At 60.3% G+C, this 15,843-nt stretch carries 14 protein-coding genes; 3 read left to right on the forward strand and 11 right to left on the reverse strand.

From position 1 onward, the window contains the following. Positions 1-450: 450 nt before the first annotated feature. Positions 451-729: a DNA-directed RNA polymerase subunit alpha C-terminal domain-containing protein gene (locus VHX65_11580; GenBank protein HEX3999183.1), complete on the forward strand. Its 279-nt coding sequence runs from the start codon at positions 451-453 to the stop codon at positions 727-729. Between the two features lie 126 nt (positions 730-855). Here VHX65_11580 and ftsY read toward each other — a convergent pair whose 3' ends face one another. The 10 genes from ftsY to rpmE form a co-directional block, all read right to left on the reverse strand. Then, positions 856-1,896, reverse strand: coding sequence for a signal recognition particle-docking protein FtsY (ftsY, locus tag VHX65_11585; protein ID HEX3999184.1), 1,041 nt, complete (start codon positions 1,894-1,896; stop codon positions 856-858). 53 nt (positions 1,897-1,949) lie between these two features. Further along, on the reverse strand, positions 1,950-2,363 hold the full coding sequence (gene nusB, locus VHX65_11590; GenBank protein ID HEX3999185.1) for a transcription antitermination factor NusB: 414 nt from the start codon (positions 2,361-2,363) through the stop codon (positions 1,950-1,952). Between the two features lie 201 nt (positions 2,364-2,564). Further along, complete coding sequence (gene ribH / locus VHX65_11595; protein HEX3999186.1) at positions 2,565-3,035, reverse strand: 6,7-dimethyl-8-ribityllumazine synthase; 471 nt, start codon at positions 3,033-3,035, stop codon at positions 2,565-2,567. Positions 3,036-3,083: 48 nt separating this feature from the next. Then, positions 3,084-4,526 carry a transcription termination factor Rho gene (gene rho / locus VHX65_11600; GenBank protein HEX3999187.1) on the reverse strand — a complete coding sequence of 481 codons (1,443 nt, stop codon included), beginning with the start codon at positions 4,524-4,526 and terminating at the stop codon, positions 3,084-3,086. A gap of 464 nt (positions 4,527-4,990) precedes the next feature. Continuing rightward, positions 4,991-5,590, reverse strand: a complete 600-nt coding sequence (coaE, locus tag VHX65_11605) for a dephospho-CoA kinase (protein HEX3999188.1) — start codon at positions 5,588-5,590, stop codon at positions 4,991-4,993. A gap of 163 nt (positions 5,591-5,753) precedes the next feature. Next, positions 5,754-6,209, reverse strand: coding sequence for a type II toxin-antitoxin system VapC family toxin (locus VHX65_11610; GenBank protein ID HEX3999189.1), 456 nt, complete (start codon positions 6,207-6,209; stop codon positions 5,754-5,756). A gap of 35 nt (positions 6,210-6,244) precedes the next feature. Continuing rightward, complete coding sequence (locus VHX65_11615; protein HEX3999190.1) at positions 6,245-6,997, reverse strand: hypothetical protein; 753 nt, start codon at positions 6,995-6,997, stop codon at positions 6,245-6,247. 67 nt (positions 6,998-7,064) lie between these two features. After that, positions 7,065-10,130 carry a DNA polymerase I gene (gene polA, locus VHX65_11620; GenBank protein ID HEX3999191.1) on the reverse strand — a complete coding sequence of 1,022 codons (3,066 nt, stop codon included), beginning with the start codon at positions 10,128-10,130 and terminating at the stop codon, positions 7,065-7,067. A gap of 186 nt (positions 10,131-10,316) precedes the next feature. Beyond that, a complete protein-coding gene (gene prfA, locus VHX65_11625) occupies positions 10,317-11,390 on the reverse strand; it encodes a peptide chain release factor 1 (protein HEX3999192.1) in 1,074 nt (357 codons plus the stop codon). A 257-nt stretch (positions 11,391-11,647) separates the two neighbouring features. After that, positions 11,648-11,917 (reverse strand): 50S ribosomal protein L31, encoded by a 270-nt coding sequence (gene rpmE, locus VHX65_11630; protein HEX3999193.1) that lies wholly within the window; start codon positions 11,915-11,917, stop codon positions 11,648-11,650. Between the two features lie 176 nt (positions 11,918-12,093). Between rpmE and ilvN the strand changes: the two genes are divergently transcribed. Together ilvN and ilvC are read left to right on the forward strand one after the other, a co-directional pair. Further along, entirely contained in the window at positions 12,094-12,657 is a 564-nt protein-coding gene (gene ilvN / locus VHX65_11635; GenBank protein ID HEX3999194.1) for an acetolactate synthase small subunit, read from the forward strand. 139 nt (positions 12,658-12,796) lie between these two features. Further along, positions 12,797-13,801, forward strand: coding sequence for a ketol-acid reductoisomerase (ilvC, locus tag VHX65_11640; protein HEX3999195.1), 1,005 nt, complete (start codon positions 12,797-12,799; stop codon positions 13,799-13,801). Between the two features lie 708 nt (positions 13,802-14,509). Here the strand turns inward: ilvC and VHX65_11645 are convergent. After that, a partial coding sequence (locus tag VHX65_11645; protein HEX3999196.1) for a hypothetical protein occupies positions 14,510-15,843 on the reverse strand: 1,334 nt, incomplete at its 5' end.

Raw genomic sequence — 15,843 nt, forward strand, 5'->3', positions numbered from 1 at the left:
CACAAAGTCGCGCAGCCCGACGCATCGCACAATCCGTATCGTGGACACGCGCACTCTGCAAAGGCGGCAGAACCCCAACCGAGTACGGAGCGGCAACCACGCGGGGCGCCAAGTTAGCTCGCAGTCGGCGATTGTCAAGCGAACCGGCGGCCGAGATTCCATCGCGGAAATTCGTGGCCCGGAAGCCGCGGATTGGGCATGCATCGCAGAGAAAACATGTCCACGCAGAACCGTGGGCATGGCGCCCGGCAGCCACGGAGTGTCGCGGGCCGTTACATGCGCTAATGCTGGTATTGCCAGCACGGCCGGCACATTTTTGGCCGAAAAAATGGTAGCCAGAATCGGCCGAATCGTTATACTACGACGCGAGCAGTGGCTGAGCCGCGATGCGTTCTACCGCCAGCGGCTTGAAAACGGATGTTTCATTCTTACCCAGGGAGGGATTCCTCGATGCCTCGTACTCGAATTCCATTGAACCATGGCGCCGGCGCCGCTCGAGATCTTCGCGATCGCTTGGACATGAGCACGGCCGAGATCGGCTTATCCGTGCGCACGACCAATTGCCTCGAAGAACGCGGCATCTTCACGGTCAACGATCTGCTGCACTCGACGCGCGAAGATCTATTGAGTATCTCAAACTTCGGCGAGAAGACGCTCGAAGAAGTCTATATCGCGCTGGAGAAGATCGGATTCTTCCGGCCATCGCGCTGCGAGACGGCCGCGATCTGAGTCGAAGGTAGCGGCTGGCCAAAGATGGGCCCGACACGCGAAACCGCAAGCGAGATGCGCGCGCTGGCGATTGGGCTTGAGTTCGCTTGCCGGTTCCGTGCGTCGGATCGCCGCCCGACCCACCGCTCACTTCGCCGCTGCTTCTTCCCAATCGGCGAGCATCGCGTCAACGAATGTTTCGGGATCGAAGGGAGCGAAGTCGTCGGGCTTTTCGCCCGTGCCGATGAATTTAACCGGAAGCGCAAATTGCTGCCGGATCGGCACGATGACGCCCCCCTTCGCCGTGCCATCGAGCTTCGCCAAGATGATGCCGGTGCATTGCACGGCAGCAGCGAAACCGCGCGCCTGACTGACGCCATTTTGCCCTCCCGTCGCGTCGAGCACCAACAACACCTCGTGCGGCGCATCGGGAATTCGCTTGGCGATGACACGCTGGATCTTCGTCAGCTCGGCCATCAGGTTTTGCTGCGTCTGCAGGCGGCCGGCGGTGTCGATGATACAGACATCGGCATTCTGTTCGACGGCGGTGGCCACGGCACGGTGGGCGACGCTTGCCGGGTCGCTCCCCGGCGTTCCGGTGACGATTTGGGCGTCGAGCCGGCGGGCCCATTCGCTCAATTGTTCGATCGCGGCGGCCCGGAATGTATCGCCGGCGCCGAGCACGACACGCTGCCCCTGCGAACTGAAGAATCTTGTCAATTTCGCGATGGACGTCGTTTTTCCGGAGCCGTTCACCCCGGCAATCATGATCACGGTCGGCCCTTCGGCCGCGGTTCGCAGCGGCGCGGCGTCTTGGGCCATGAGCTGCTTCAACTGCTGCGCGACAATGCCGATCACGTCGGACATGTGGACCACTCGGGCGCGGAAATCGGTGCCGATTTGGTTAACAATCTGTTCGGCGGCAGCAGGCCCCATGTCGGTCTTGATCAGCACCGCGCGGAGTTCTTCCAAGAATTCGTCGCTGACGAGCCGACCTTCCTTCTTGAACAGGTCGCGAACGTCGGTGAAGAGAATCTGGTGGGTCTTCTTGAGCCCCTGCTTAAGCCGCCCGAAGACGCCGGACGGCTTGGCCGGTTCCGTAGCGGGCGCGTCGGCCGGCTTTGGTGGCGCCGGGGAAACCGGCGTCGCCGCCGCGGCCGGTTTCTTGAACTTATCAAATAGCCCCATTATTCATGCGCCTCGCTGCTGTTATTCCCTCACCCTGCCCCCTCACCCTCACCCTATTCTTCCTGCTTCCCGTGCCCTTCGAGAAAGCGGTCGAGAATACCGTTGACGAACTGCGCCGATTGGGCCGTGCCAAATCGCTTGGCCAATTCCACGGCCTCGTTGATTGCCACACGGTCGGGCGTGTCAGCATAGAGAATTTCATAAGCGCCCAGCCGCAACACGTTGCGATCCGTCGTCGCCATCCGTTCGAGGCTCCAATGCTCCGCCGTGCGGGCAAGCCGCGCATCCAACTCGCTTCGATTCCGACGCACTCCCGCCACGAGCGATCGAGCAAACTCGACCAATTCCGCAAATCGCAGCCGCGATTGCAAGAACTCATCGGCCACGCCCGGATTCATGGCCGGATTCAGATCGTCCTGGTAGAGCACCTGCAGGGCGACTTCTCGTGCTCGGCTGCGTCGCGACATCGTGTGAAATCAATACGTGTGGTTAATACTTCGATCGCAAATGGCGAACCTGCCTCATTGGAGCAGGCGCACTCCGTGTGCCGTCTGCGCGCCGCTACGCACAGAGCAGCGCAGACGGCACACGGAGTGTGCCTGCTACTTTAGGCGCGGTTCCGCTGCACTGCGCCATTCCATATCGTGCTCCGAAATAATGCGACCCCCTCACTCCGGCAATTGGCGCAGCAGGCTGACCATTTCCAACGCGGTCTCGGCACACTCCGCTCCTTTGTTTCCCATGTTGCCGCCGGCGCGGTGGATGGCTTGTTCGAGCGTATCGCACGTCAACAAACCGAACAAGACGGGAATCCCGCTGCGCAAACCCGCATCCATCAAGGCCATGCTCACTGCGCGGTTGATGTGCTGATCGTGCGAGGTTTCGCCGCGAATCACTGCCCCGAGCGCCAGCACGGCAACATATTGCCGGCTTCCCGCAAGCCGATCGGCCACGAGCGGCAATTCGAACGCACCGGGAACCCACGCCACCTCGATCGCCTCGCCTGCGACGCCATGCGAAACAAGCGTCTCGACGGCGCCGGCCAACAACCGCTCGGTGATCGAATCATTATACCGCGAGACAACGATCGCCCACCGGCCGGGCGAAGCAGCGAGCGATCCCTGAAAAGTCTTCGCCATGCGCCCTCTCGACATTTCGCGGCCGTACTCGTCCCTCGTCCCTCGCCCCTAGCTCTTCATGCTCATCAAAAACTCGGCATTGCTGCGCGTCTTCAGCATCCGCGTGGTGAGCAGTTCCATGGCGTCGGGCGGATTCATATCGTTCAGCACGCGTCGCAGTAAGCAGATACGGCGGTACTCCTCGGGGTCTAGTAGCATTTCCTCGCGCCGCGTGCCACTGGCATTGATATCGATCGCCGGCCAGATGCGCTTGTCGACCAATTTGCGATCAAGCACGATTTCGAGATTGCCGGTGCCTTTGAATTCCTCGAAGATGACTTCATCCATGCGGCTGCCGGTTTCGATCAATGCCGTGGCGAGGATCGTCAACGAACCTCCTTCTTCGACCTTGCGAGCCGAACCGAAGAATCGCTTCGGGCGCTGCAAGGCGTTGGCATCGACGCCGCCGGAGAGAATCTTGCCGGAGTTCGGGCATTCGGCGTTCCAGGCGCGGGCAAGGCGGGTGATTGAATCCAGGAATATCACGACATCGTAGCCGTATTCCACCATCCGTTTGGCCTTTTCGATCACCATTTCCGACACTTGAATGTGCCGGGCCGACACTTCGTCGAACGTCGAGCTGATCACCTCGCAATTGCGGCCTTTGACTTGCCGCTCCATGTCGGTCACTTCTTCCGGCCGCTCGTCGATCAATAACATGATCACGTAGCATTCCGGATAGTTGGCGAGCACGGCCTTGGCCATCTTTTGCAGCAAGATGGTTTTGCCCGCCCGCGGCGGACTGACGATCAAACCCCGCTGACCGAATCCGATCGGCACGATCAGGTCGATCACGCGCGAGTTGACTTCTTCCGGCGTCGTTTCGAGCACGATGCGCTGATCGGGATGCAGCGGAGTGAGGTCGTCGAAGAAGACTTTTTCGGCAAGCTGATTCGGATCTTGATAGTTGATCGCTTCGACACGCAAGAGCGCGAAATAGCGCTCGTTTTCCTTCGGCGGACGGATTTGACCGGAAACCGTCGCGCCGGTGCGCAGCCCGAAGCGGCGAATCTGGCTGGGCGAAACATAAATGTCGTCGGGGCACGAGAGATAGTGGTAGTCGGGGCTGCGGAGGAATCCAAAACCATCGGGCAGAATTTCGAGTGTGCCCTCGCCAAACATCAGGCCGTTGAGCTTTACGCGCTCTTTGAGGATCTTGAAAATCAGATCTTGCTTCTTGATGCCGGTGATTTCGGTGAGATTCTCTTGCCGTGCTTCGTCGATCAATTGCGGCATCGACATCCGTTGCAATTCGGCGATGTGAATGTCGCCCTGCTTCACCTGCTCGTAGCGAAGATCGGTATCGTCGCGCACGAAGCCGCGATCGGCCTCCTCGGCCAGCTCTTCGGCCAGCGATAGCGGTTCGTCCAACAGGGATTCATCGATTGACGGCGGCGTGTCTTCGACCGGCGGGGCCGCTTTGCGTGCCCGGGATCCGCGAATATCTGACATGCGACTCTCTCCTGAAATGAAACGGAGTGGTCAGCGCACTGAAGGCGCCGACGGCGGGTGAATTCAGCTTTTTCGTTCAGTCACATCCTGCGAATTGAACGCCACATCAGGCGTTGAAAAATGGATTGGCCTCCAAGCAATCGAGCGAACGGAAGCATTTTCCGCGCCGACGAAAGGAGCAATGCCTGCCTTTCAACGACTACCACCAGCGGTTGATTACCAACTGGTTGAACACGACGCATACTTTTGTCGCCGGCGAAGTTTGGACCATGGCGGCCCATTCGACGAGACACGCGAAACCGAAACAAAGTTCGACGGCGGGAATTCCGGATGGCGAAATGACACGAAGCCGCAGGATGGAATACCAATTGGCTTTTTTGGCTGGCGCCCGGTGAGAACGCCACCGATCGCTTCGGGATTGGCCGATTGGGCTGGCCTACCGGCAGGAGCCGGGAAGGGTGGGACTAGCCGACAAGGGTCTGCCAAACCTTTTCAATCTGGTTTTGAGTATACCCCAGAGAGCCCGAGTTATCTACGACAAAATCCGCAAGCGCTCGTTTCGATTCGACGGGTGCCTGCGCGGCTTCGCGCCCGGCAAAATCTTCGCTCATCCAACCCCGTGCCACTGCCCGCGCTCGCCGCACCGCCTCGGGACAATCAACGAAAACCAGTGCATCGCAAAGATCGTCCCAGCCTGCCTTTAGCAATACAGGCGCGTCGAGAATCACCACCGGCACCCCATCTGCTAGCATCCGATCGGCTTGGTTTCGCAATTGATGGCGGATAGGCGGATGGGTCAGGGATTCCAGTACGGCTAACTCTTGCGGAGCATTCGGCTGCGAACCAAAAACAATTCTGCCCAAAGCCGGCCGGTTCACCTGACCATCCGGACCGAAAACGCTCGGGCCGAAATGCCGCCGAATCGCTTCGCGCACGCTCGGCAATCGAAGCACTTCGTGTCCCACCGTATCGGCATCAAGCACCTCGGCCCCGCGCTGCTGAAAGAGCCTCGCCACTTGGCTCTTTCCCGCCGCGACGCCACCGAGGAGGCCGATGATTTTCATGGGAAATGGCTGCTAGGCGTGATGCTCCCCGCGGCGGAGAGGCGCTGGGGCGTGGCGACCACGAGCCCGCTTGCGGCCCCATTATATCGCGTTGTGTCGGCCGCCGCATGTGCCCCAAGCCTTCTGCGCAGACATGCCGGCCCGTGCCCCGCGCCGCTGGCCGTCATTCCTCGCACGGGTTGATAGCCGTAAGCCCATCCGCGCACGCTGCTGCGAAAAGTGACGCGTCGGCGCAGACGAATTGGACCTCGATTGCCGACCTCAGGCTCGATCTAAGGGCGAGGCAGCCGCCCAATTGCACCGCGTCGTATGCCCGCAGAGCGTGGCGATCGATTGCACCGGCGGCCTCGTCCAAAACCACGTCGTTCAGCGGCTGCACCTGAAAGATGTTGGCCGCGTGCTGTCCGAAATCACGCAGCAGGCCCTCCGCCACGAGCGGTTCCACATCGCCGAGCTTCGCGCGGCGGCGAATCGCCGCGCGAAACTCGATTCGCGACAAAGAAACGATCGCGAGGCGGTGGCCCGCATCGGGATGCGCGAGCGCGAGCATTCGCTCCGTGCCGGTCTCGCGCACGTAGAGCTTCACCAACGCGCTCGTGTCAAGATACAGAATCGCCACTAGAAAGAATCGCCACTAGAAAGAATCGCCACTGCCTACCGGCGCTCCGCCAGGATGGTGGACGACAATTCCGGACCGCGCAGTGCGATCGGGCTGAAAAGAGATCGCTCGGCGGCCGATTCAGCCAAGATCCGCTTGCCATCCGGATGGTCGCGATTTACACGGATCGCGGTCGTCGGAAAGCTCGGCTCTCGCGGGTTGGGAACGGAGTTTCGCAACACGACACCCTGTTCGATGGCCTGGGAGAGGACGGCACGCCGCCCATCAGGGTCGCGCGCCCAATCAAAACCTCGCAGTGGAAGAAAAGAATCGCGAAAAGTTTTGAGTCCCACAAACTCGCGGAATCGCGGCTCGCGCTCGGCTGCGTCCAGTGTTCGAACCAAGTCCGCCAGCGGATCACTCGCGCCGCCAGGAGCCATGGAGGCCTTCGCGCCGGTGCCTGATTGCTCGGCAGGCTCGAACGAAATCACGATCTCGCACAGCGCCGGATCGAAATAGGATGCGTCGGCAGTCCGGCGTATCTTGCGATGGCCGTCCGTGTAGCGAAGAGAAACGCGCGCTTCCATTCCTGCTGGAGCAACGAATGCTTGAAGCGCCTTGGATTCGCGGGAAAAGTCAATACGCGAGAGCAATGCTTCGAGTTCCGCCTGCACTTGCCCAATGGTCCTTACGATACTCATACGACAATTTTCATAGCATAGATATAACATCCGGCGGCGGTAATTCCGCTCGCTCCGGATATGATAGTTAAAAATAAAAAAGTTGCAAGCTGAAAAACGACGAAACAAGGGAAATCCTGTCCCCCGGGCGAAAATGGCGAATATTTCCGCCGTTCTCGGCCTGAAAAGCCGTGGCCTATACACCCCACGGTTCGCAATCGGCCCAGTTGCGGCCGGTTTTTACGTCGACTTTCAGCGGCACCGACAACGGCAATACGCTCGACATTTCTTGCCGCACCATTTCCACCAGACGATCGACTTCCGCCAGCGGAGCCTCGAAAACCAATTCGTCGTGAATCTGGAGCAGCATCCGCGCCGACCAGGGCTCCGCTCGCAAGCGGCGATGAATGTTGATCATCGCCAGCTTGATCAGATCGGCGGCCGAGCCTTGGATCACGGTGTTGATCGCCGTTCGCTCGGCGAGATTGCGCTGCGGCACCGCGATGCATTTTGGGCCCCGCACCGGCGGCGCCACGTCGATCGGTTCCCACTCCAGCCCCGCGTCGGCGGGCGAAAAATCGGCGTCGGGCAGCCCTTCGGGTTCCGGCGAACCCGCCGATTCCTCTTCGCCCGCAATGTCGTCCGGTGCGGCGGCCAGATTTGCCGACAGGTTCGGCGGCCGAACGCCGCGGATCGCTCGCCGCCGGCCGAGGATCGTGCTCACATAGCCCTGCCGGCAGCAGTCGGCCAAAATCGTTTCCAAGAATCGGCTGATGCCCGGGTAGCCGGCGAAATAAGCGCGAATGAATTCCGCCGCTTCGGCCTGATCGATGCCGAGCATTTTCGACAAGCCGAACGGGCTCTGGCCGTAGATCACGCCGAAATTCACCGCCTTCGCCACGCGCCGCATTTCCGACGTGACCGCGTCGAGCCCGACGCCATACACCTGGCTGGCCACTCGGGCGTGGATGTCTTCGTCGCGATCAAAGGCGGCCCGCATCGTTGCATCTTCGGAGAGATGCGCGAGCACGCGCAATTCGATCTGCGAATAATCGGCCGCCACGAGCAGCCAGTCGTCTTGGCCCGGCAAAAAAGCCGAGCGGATTTCGCGGCCTTCCTGCGTGCGAATCGGGATGTTTTGCAGATTCGGATCGCTCGAACTAAGCCGGCCCGTCGCGGCCACGGATTGATTGAACGACGCATGCACGCGGCCGGTCGCGGGATGGATCAGCTGCGGCAACGCGTCGACATACGTGTTTTTCAACTTCGCATACTGCCGGTATTCGATGATCTTGGCCGGAAGTTCGTGCCGCCGGGCCAGTTCTTCGAGCACGTCGGCATCGGTGCTTGCGCCGGTCTTGGTCCGCCGCAGTCGCGGCAATTTCAGTTCGTCGAAGAGAATCTCTTGCAATTGTTTTGGCGAGCCGATATTGAACTTTCGGCCTGCGAGGGCGTAAATTTCCTGCTCGGCCGTGGCCAGCTTTTCGCCGTATTGCTTGCTCAATTCCGCGAGCCGGGCCGAATCGACGCGGATGCCGTTGTATTCCAGTTCGGCGAGCACTTCCACCAGCGGCACCTCGACTGTTTCCAGCAACTCCTTCAAGCCAGCTTCGGCCAACCGCCGCTCGAGCGGCGGGCGAATTCGCCACACGATATCGGCATCTTCGGCCGCGTAGTGCGTGATTTGCGGAATCGGAACCTCATCCATCCGCTTTTGATTTTTGCCGCTGCCGATCAGTTCGCTGATTTTCGTCGTGGTGTGGTTCAGATACCGCACGGCCAATTCATCGAGATTGTGGTTCCGTTCGCCGGCGTCGAGCAGATAGCTGGCGAGCATCGAATCGAACGCCACACCCCGCACCTCGATCCCGGCCGATCGGAACACGATCAGATCGTATTTCAGATTCTGTCCGATCTTGCGAATCGCCGGGTTTTCCAACACTGGCCGCAAGGCATCGAGCGTCGGCTGTAAATCCAGCACTCGCGAACCGGCAGGCCCGCGAATCGGCAGATAAAAGCCTTGGCAATCATGCCACGAGAACGAGATACCAACCAGCTCGGCCCAGCGCGGCGAGATGCTCGTGGTTTCGGTATCGAGCGAAATCACGGGTTGCTGCGAGAGTTGTTCAACCAGCCAGCGGAGCCGGTCGGGCGTGTCGATCGTCTCGTACGCGGTTTCGATGGGCGCGGCTACGGAGCGCACATCGGCGGCTTGCCCGCGCATCTTCGATGTTAGGCTATGGAAACCGAACTCGGCGAAAATATCCGCCACCCGGGCCGGATCGTATCGACCCGGTCGGCCGCGTTCCCACTCGATGCGCACCGGCGTTCGCGATTCGAGCCGTACGAGTTGCCGGCTCAGGAGCGCTTGCTGCCGATGCTCGCGGAGATTTTCTTGCCGCTTTTTCCCCGCCACTTCGTCGATGTGCTCGAGCAGATTGTCGAGCGAATCGAATTTTTGCAACAGATCGCGGGCCAGTTTCGGGCCGATCAGCGGCACGCCCGGCACATTGTCGACCGAATCGCCCACCAACGCCTGGAAATCGACGACCTGATCCGGCCGGACTCCCCAATCCGCTGCCAGCGCAGCGGCGTCGTAGACCTGATTCTTGCGGATGTTGAAAATCTTCACGCGCTCGGTGATCAATTGCCGGCAGTCCTTGTCGCCGGTGACCAAAAAGCATTCGCCGCCCCGCTCGTCGACCAATCGCGCCACAGTGGCCAGAATGTCGTCGGCTTCGTAGTTTGGGGCCGCCAAAACCGGAATCGCCATCGCCTCGAGCACGCGGCGGATCGAGCCGATCTGGGGCCGCAAATCTTCGGGCATTTCGCCGCGATGCGCCTTGTATTGATCGAATAGCTCGCTACGAAACGTGCCGCCCGGTGAATCGAACGCACAAAACAAATAGTCGGGCTTGCGCTGCTCCAGTAGGTTCAGCATGTCGCGCGTGTAGCCGAGCACCGCACCGACCGGTTCACCGCGCGGCCCGGTCATTTCGGGAAACGCATGAAAGACCTGGAAAATAAGTGAGAACGAATCGACGACAGACACCGTCTTCCCCGCCAAACTCTCCGGCAAGCCGAGCTGCGCATCCTCGGTCGACGGCAGCGCACCGGAAGCGACGGGAATTTCTTCGGCGACCGCGACGGGCGCTTGCGGCACGGCAACCGACGGCGGTTGTTCGACAATGCCGGGCGGCGTGCCAACCATTTCCGGCAACATCGTCTGCCGATCGCGACTTTTGCTTTTTGACGAAGGCATTGTTGATCGACTCAATCTCGCCGCGCAGGCGCAGTGTTCGGGGAAAGAAGCGTTCGCGCGCGCCTCGCGGTTAGTTATTCGCAGCGCGGCCGCCGAGTATTCCTTGCGACGCACTGTCTCAAAACCCGCCGATAAGCACACTCGCCCGCGCCGTAGCGCACCAGGCTTGTGTTGCGAAGCCGAGGGTCAATCGATGCTGCCGAAGGCTTCGCGCTGTTCGCGGCGGTCGAAATCGCGCAGCGCGTCGATTACGGGCTGCAAGTTGCCGGCCAAGATACTGTCGAGCTTGTAGAGCGTCAGGTTGATGCGGTGATCGGTGAGCCGGTTGTCGGGAAAGTTGTAGGTGCGGATGCGCTGACTTCGGTCGCCCGACCCGACAAGCGTGCGGCGTTCGTCGGCCCGGCGCTGGTGTTCCTGTTGCCGCTTCAATTCATAGAGCCGCGTCTTAAGCACGCGGAGGGCCTTTGCGAAATTCTTGTGTTGGCTCTTTTCATCCTGGCATTGGACCACCAAGCCGGTTTCATAGTGCGTAAGCCGGATTGCCGAGGCGGTTTTGTTGACGTGCTGTCCACCCGGCCCGCTGGCGCAGAAAATATCTTTACGGAAATCGTCGGGCTTGATTTCGACTTCGACGTCTTCGGGCTCCGGCAGCACGGCAACCGTGGCGGCGGAGGTGTGGATGCGGCCCTTGGCTTCGGTTTGCGGCACACGCTGCACGCGATGGCCGCCGCTTTCGTATTGCAGATCGGCGAAGCAACTGTCGCCTTCAAGACCGAGCACGATTTCCTTGAACCCGCCCAATTCGGTGGCGCTCATTTCGAGCACTTCGATTTTCCAGCCGCGCGATTCGCAATAGTGGCGATACATTTCATAAAGATCGCGGGCAAATAGGGCCGCTTCGTCGCCGCCGGTGCCGCCGCGAATCTCCATCACGCAACGGTTGCGATTGGCGTCGTCACCGCCGGCGGTCAGATCGAGCAGTTCGTCCCAATATTTTTCTCGCTCGGCACGGAGCTCCGGCAGTTCGGCCTCGGCCAATTCACGCATCTCGCTATCGGAGCCGGCGATCATTTCCTGCGTTTCGGCGATTTGCGAATTCAACTGCTTGAATTTGCGGAATTTCGTGGCCAGCTTGGCCAGCGAGCCGTGTTCGCGCGCGATTGGACCCATGCGGGCCGAATTGGCCAGCACTTCCGGATCGACAAGCAATCGCTCGAGCTCTTCGAAACGAGCCAGTTTTTGGTCGAGAACGTCACGCATGGGATTTTTTGTTGGATGCGGGCAAAAGTGCTACGGGCGTGGGGCGATAGCGAATTTGCGTTCCCCCCGTTGGCTCGGCAACGCAAAAGTATGGCAGCCGCGGGCGCGGGGCGGCAATAGCGGTCGGCCCATCGTAGGTCAGCCTTTCCAGGCCGACGAGCGTTAGAGAACGCGGAGCCGAAAACAGCAGTCAGGCTGGAAAGCCTGACCTACGGCACTGTACGCCCACGGGCAGACGGCGAAAAGAGAGGCTGCGGCTACGATTCGGCCGCGGGGGCGGCAGCAGTGTCGGCAGGTTGCTTCTTGCCGCGCTTCAGGCTGGCATAACCGGCGCCGGCGAATTTCGTTTTGAACTTTTCGATCCGGCCGGCGGTGTCGACGAACTTCAGCTTGCCCGTGTAAAACGGATGGCAGACGTTGCAGATATCGACCTTCAACTCCGGCACGGTGCTGCGGGTCGTAAACGTATTGCCGCACCCGCACTTAACCATCGTTTGGACGTATTTTGGGTGGATGCCATCTTTCATGTTCGGAGTTCCTTCACGACATCAGCGGAAACACGGAAGTTTACCGATCGATTTGCACTAAGGCAAGTGCTTCGCGTGCCCGCTTGCCCCGCGAAAGCGCGACCGTCTCTTGCTAGCCTCGGGGTGGACGGGCTATGATGCGAGACTCAAAATCTCGGGAAAACAAGGATTCCGGCATGCGTCACGTGATTTCGGCCGTGGTTCAAAACGTTCCTGGCGTGCTCGCTCATATCAGCGGAATGCTCGCCTCGCGCGGCTACAACATCGATAGCCTCGCGGTCGGAGCCACGGAAGACCCCAATCTGTCGAGAATGACGTTCGTCGTCGTCGGCGACGATCGCGTCTTGGAACAAGTCAGCCGGCAATTGGAAAAGATCGTCACCGTCGTGCACGTCGTCGACATCAGTTCGCAAGACTTCGTCGAACGCGATCTGATGTTGATCAAGGTGCGGGCGCCGGCAGGGGGCCGGCGCAGCGAAGTGTGCGAATTGGCCGAGATTTTTCGAGGTCGCATCGTCGATGTCGCCGCCGAAGAAGCGATCGTCGAGATCGCCGGGCCCGAGAAAAAAATCGAGGCCTTCATCGATCTCATGCGGTCGTTCGGCATCATCGAATTGGTTCGCACGGGGCGGATTGCGATGGTCCGCGGTGGCTGCGACCGTGCGGCGGCAAAGCCGGTAAATTCGCTCACCACATCCGCCTCCGACGCATCGCTTGCCAGTGCAACCGGCTCGGTGTGAATTCGGTGATCCAGTTTGCAACCCGCGACATGACGACACGGACGTGCGAGTCGTCGTGCTGTTTTTATTCGGCCGTTCCGCTTTGAAATGGCCTAGAAGTCACTGCTTGGAAATTACTGCCCACAGGAAAAATTCAGCGATGACCGCAAAGACCTACTACGATTCCGATGCCGATCTGTCGCTGTTGAAGGGAAAAACGATTGCCATCCTTGGCTACGGCTCGCAAGGCCATGCCCAGGCCCAGAACCTGCGCGATAGCGGCTGCACGGTGATCATCGGCCAGCGGCCGGGCGGCGCAAATTACGACTTGGCCGTGAGCCATGGTTTCGAACCGATGCCGGTCGAGGAAGCCTCGAAACGGGCCGACTTGATCAATATTCTCTTGCCCGACGAAGTGCAGGCCGACATTTATCGCCAGCACATCCGACCGCATCTCAAGGCCGGCAATTTGCTGCTCAGCTCGCACGGTTTCAATATCCATTTTGGGCAGGTCGAACCGCCGCCGGGCGTGGATGCGGCATTGGTGGCGCCGAAAGGGCCCGGGCACCTCGTGCGCAGCGAGTTCGAGCGCGGCGGCGGCGTTCCGTGCCTGATTGCCTTGAGCCCCGGCGCGAGCCAGCAATCGCGGCAATTGGCGCTGGCCTATGCCAAGGGCATCGGCGGCACGCGGGCCGGCGTGATCGAGACCACATTTGCCGAAGAAACCGAGACCGACCTCTTTGGCGAGCAAGCCGTCCTTTGCGGCGGAGTTAGTGCACTTGTGAAGGCGGCATTCGAAACGCTCGTAGAAGCCGGATACCAAGAGGAAATGGCCTATTTCGAGTGCATGCACGAACTGAAGCTGATCGTCGATCTGTTTTATCAAGGCGGGTTGAACTATATGCGCTATAGCGTTTCCAACACGGCGGAATACGGCGACTACACGCGCGGACCGCGGATCGTCACCGACCAGACCAAGGCCGAGATGAAGAAAATTCTTGCGGAAATCCGTAGTGGCCAGTTTGCACGGGACTGGATCTTGGAAAACAAGGCAGGGGCGCCGTCGTTCAAGGCCATGCGCCGGGCGGAGCGCAGCCATCCGATCGAAGAAGTCGGCCGTAGGCTGCGGCGGTTAATGCCGTGGATCAAGTCGAAAGAGGTATGATCGGTCGCATAGCGGGGATGGGCCGTTTGGGAGCAGCTTCCTTGGAATCTTTTTTCGCGACCACGAAACTTTTGACGGAACCGGCTGTTCAATGTGGTATTGGCGGTGATCCCTTTTTTGTAGGAGGCGTCTGGAATGATCGGCTTACCACGTTTGGTGCGGAGCCTAGGGGTGGTAGCACTGTTGCCAGCGGTGGCGTTTTGTGCCGAACCGCGACGGGAAAACAGTTCGACAACTTCACAGGCAGTTGTTTCGAAGGCTGCTGTTTCGCAAGCGACAGTTGCCGTTTCGAAGAATATCATCGCCGTAGCGTCTGAACAGTTGAAGAGTTACGAGCAGGCTTTGGTGTCGATTGAGCCCTCGCCGCTGATGTTTTTTGCGGCGGATGAGGCTGGGCCTGCCTCGCGGCCAGGGCCGCGATTTCGCGGAGCGGTCGCGTTCCGAGCTTTTACACCCCAATTGCTGCCGCCGGGCATAGATCAAAATCTCAAGCTTTCGGATGAGCAAAAAACGAAGCTCTCGGAGCTGCGAGAGGAGTATCAGAAAGCCCAGTTCGAAATGATGGGCAAAGTGCGAGCGGAGCTTGAAAAGTCGCAAGCTGACATCCAAAAGGCGCAAGCGTCGGGTGATCGGGCGGCTGTGGAAAAACTGTTCGTCCCGGCCCGCGAAAAATATCTCGATCTGCGTAAAGAATACGTCGGCAAGGCTTTATCGCTCTTGAACGATGACCAAAAGAAAGAGCTTTCGACCTTGAAAGCCGCAATGCGAGCTGGCGGTCCGACGTTTCAAGTGCAAATCGCCCAGGGGCCTGGTTCTGAGCCGGCCTACGAAGGTCATCATCATCACGCTTCGCCGAGCGACTCGGAGGCACCGGCCGGCGAACGTGGGCCTGGCGGCGCGTTCGGTCATGCCCATCACCATGGAGCGCATGCTCAACTTGCGGCCGACGGGCGTCATCCCGAAGCCAAAGAGCATGAAGCCAAAGAGCATCATGCTCCGAAAGATGGCGACGGCAAGGACGGCGAAGCAAAGAAGAAACACGGGCACGGCGAGGCCGCTTGGGCCGGCCATGCCCATCGTGGCGCTCCACAAGGGCCAGCGCATCATGGTGAAGCTGCGAAGGGTAAGAAAGCCGGCGGCATGACCGCAGGCAATGCCAAGCATGGCCATCACGCCAAGCATGGTCATCAAGGCGGCTTCATGGGCGCCGGTCATCCTGGTTTCGGACATGGGGGTTTCGGCGGCCATCATCAGGCCTTCGGTGCATCGTTCCACGGTCATCATCACGAAGGTTTCGGCGGCCATCAACGTGGCTTCGCTGGCCACCAAGCCGGCTTCTCCGGACATCACGGGTGCCATCATGGTCACGGTGGGTTCGGCGGCGCCGGGTTCGGCCACGGTCATGCTGGCCACGGTCATGCTGGCCACGGTGGATTTGCTGGCAACACGCACGGCGGTCACGGTCGCGGAGAACGTGGCCATGGTCGTGGGGCGTGGGGCCGCGGCGGTCACGGCCATGGTGGCTTCGGCCAGGCCGGACAGCATGGCAAACATGGCCACGGCCGAAAAGGCCACGGTAATATGGGCCGTGGCAAAGGCCACGGCGCTAGTGCTGGTCACTTCGGTGGCAAGGGCCAGCATGGCCACCAAGGTCACGGCAAGTTTGGGCATGGCAAGAGCGGCGCCCACGCTGCCGGTCATCACGGCAAGCATGGTCATGCAAAGGGCATGGGCCACGGTCATAAGGGCCACGGCAACATGGGCCATGGCAAAGGCCACGGAGCTCATGGCGCCGGTCACTTCGGTGGCAAAGGCCATCACGGCCACAAAGGCCATGGCAAGTTTGGGCATGGCAAGAGCGGCGCCCACGCTGCCGGTCATCACGGCAAGCATGGTCATATAAAGGGCATGGGCCACGGTCATAAGGGCCACGGCAACATGGGCCATGGCAAAGGCCACGGAACTCATGGCGCCGGTCACCTCGGTGGCAAAGGCCATCACGGCCACCAAGGTCACGGCAAGTTCGGGCATGGCAAGAGTGG

The sequence above is a fragment of the Pirellulales bacterium genome (genome assembly GCA_036267355.1).
Taxonomy (GTDB): domain Bacteria; phylum Planctomycetota; class Planctomycetia; order Pirellulales; family DATAWG01; genus DATAWG01.

Bases quoted from the DNA above. Each gene is read 5' to 3' on its own strand.
- VHX65_11580 (HEX3999183.1), top strand. From the start codon at position 451: ATGCCTCGTACTCGAATTCCATTGAACCATGGCGCCGGCGCCGCTCGA.
- ftsY (HEX3999184.1), bottom strand. From the start codon at position 1,896: ATGGGGCTATTTGATAAGTTCAAGAAACCGGCCGCGGCGGCGACGCCG.
- nusB (HEX3999185.1), bottom strand. From the start codon at position 2,363: ATGTCGCGACGCAGCCGAGCACGAGAAGTCGCCCTGCAGGTGCTCTAC.
- ribH (HEX3999186.1), bottom strand. From the start codon at position 3,035: ATGGCGAAGACTTTTCAGGGATCGCTCGCTGCTTCGCCCGGCCGGTGG.
- rho (HEX3999187.1), bottom strand. From the start codon at position 4,526: ATGTCAGATATTCGCGGATCCCGGGCACGCAAAGCGGCCCCGCCGGTC.
- coaE (HEX3999188.1), bottom strand. From the start codon at position 5,590: ATGAAAATCATCGGCCTCCTCGGTGGCGTCGCGGCGGGAAAGAGCCAA.
- polA (HEX3999191.1), bottom strand. From the start codon at position 10,130: ATGCCTTCGTCAAAAAGCAAAAGTCGCGATCGGCAGACGATGTTGCCG.
- prfA (HEX3999192.1), bottom strand. From the start codon at position 11,390: ATGCGTGACGTTCTCGACCAAAAACTGGCTCGTTTCGAAGAGCTCGAG.
- rpmE (HEX3999193.1), bottom strand. From the start codon at position 11,917: ATGAAAGATGGCATCCACCCAAAATACGTCCAAACGATGGTTAAGTGC.
- ilvN (HEX3999194.1), top strand. From the start codon at position 12,094: ATGCGTCACGTGATTTCGGCCGTGGTTCAAAACGTTCCTGGCGTGCTC.
- ilvC (HEX3999195.1), top strand. From the start codon at position 12,797: ATGACCGCAAAGACCTACTACGATTCCGATGCCGATCTGTCGCTGTTG.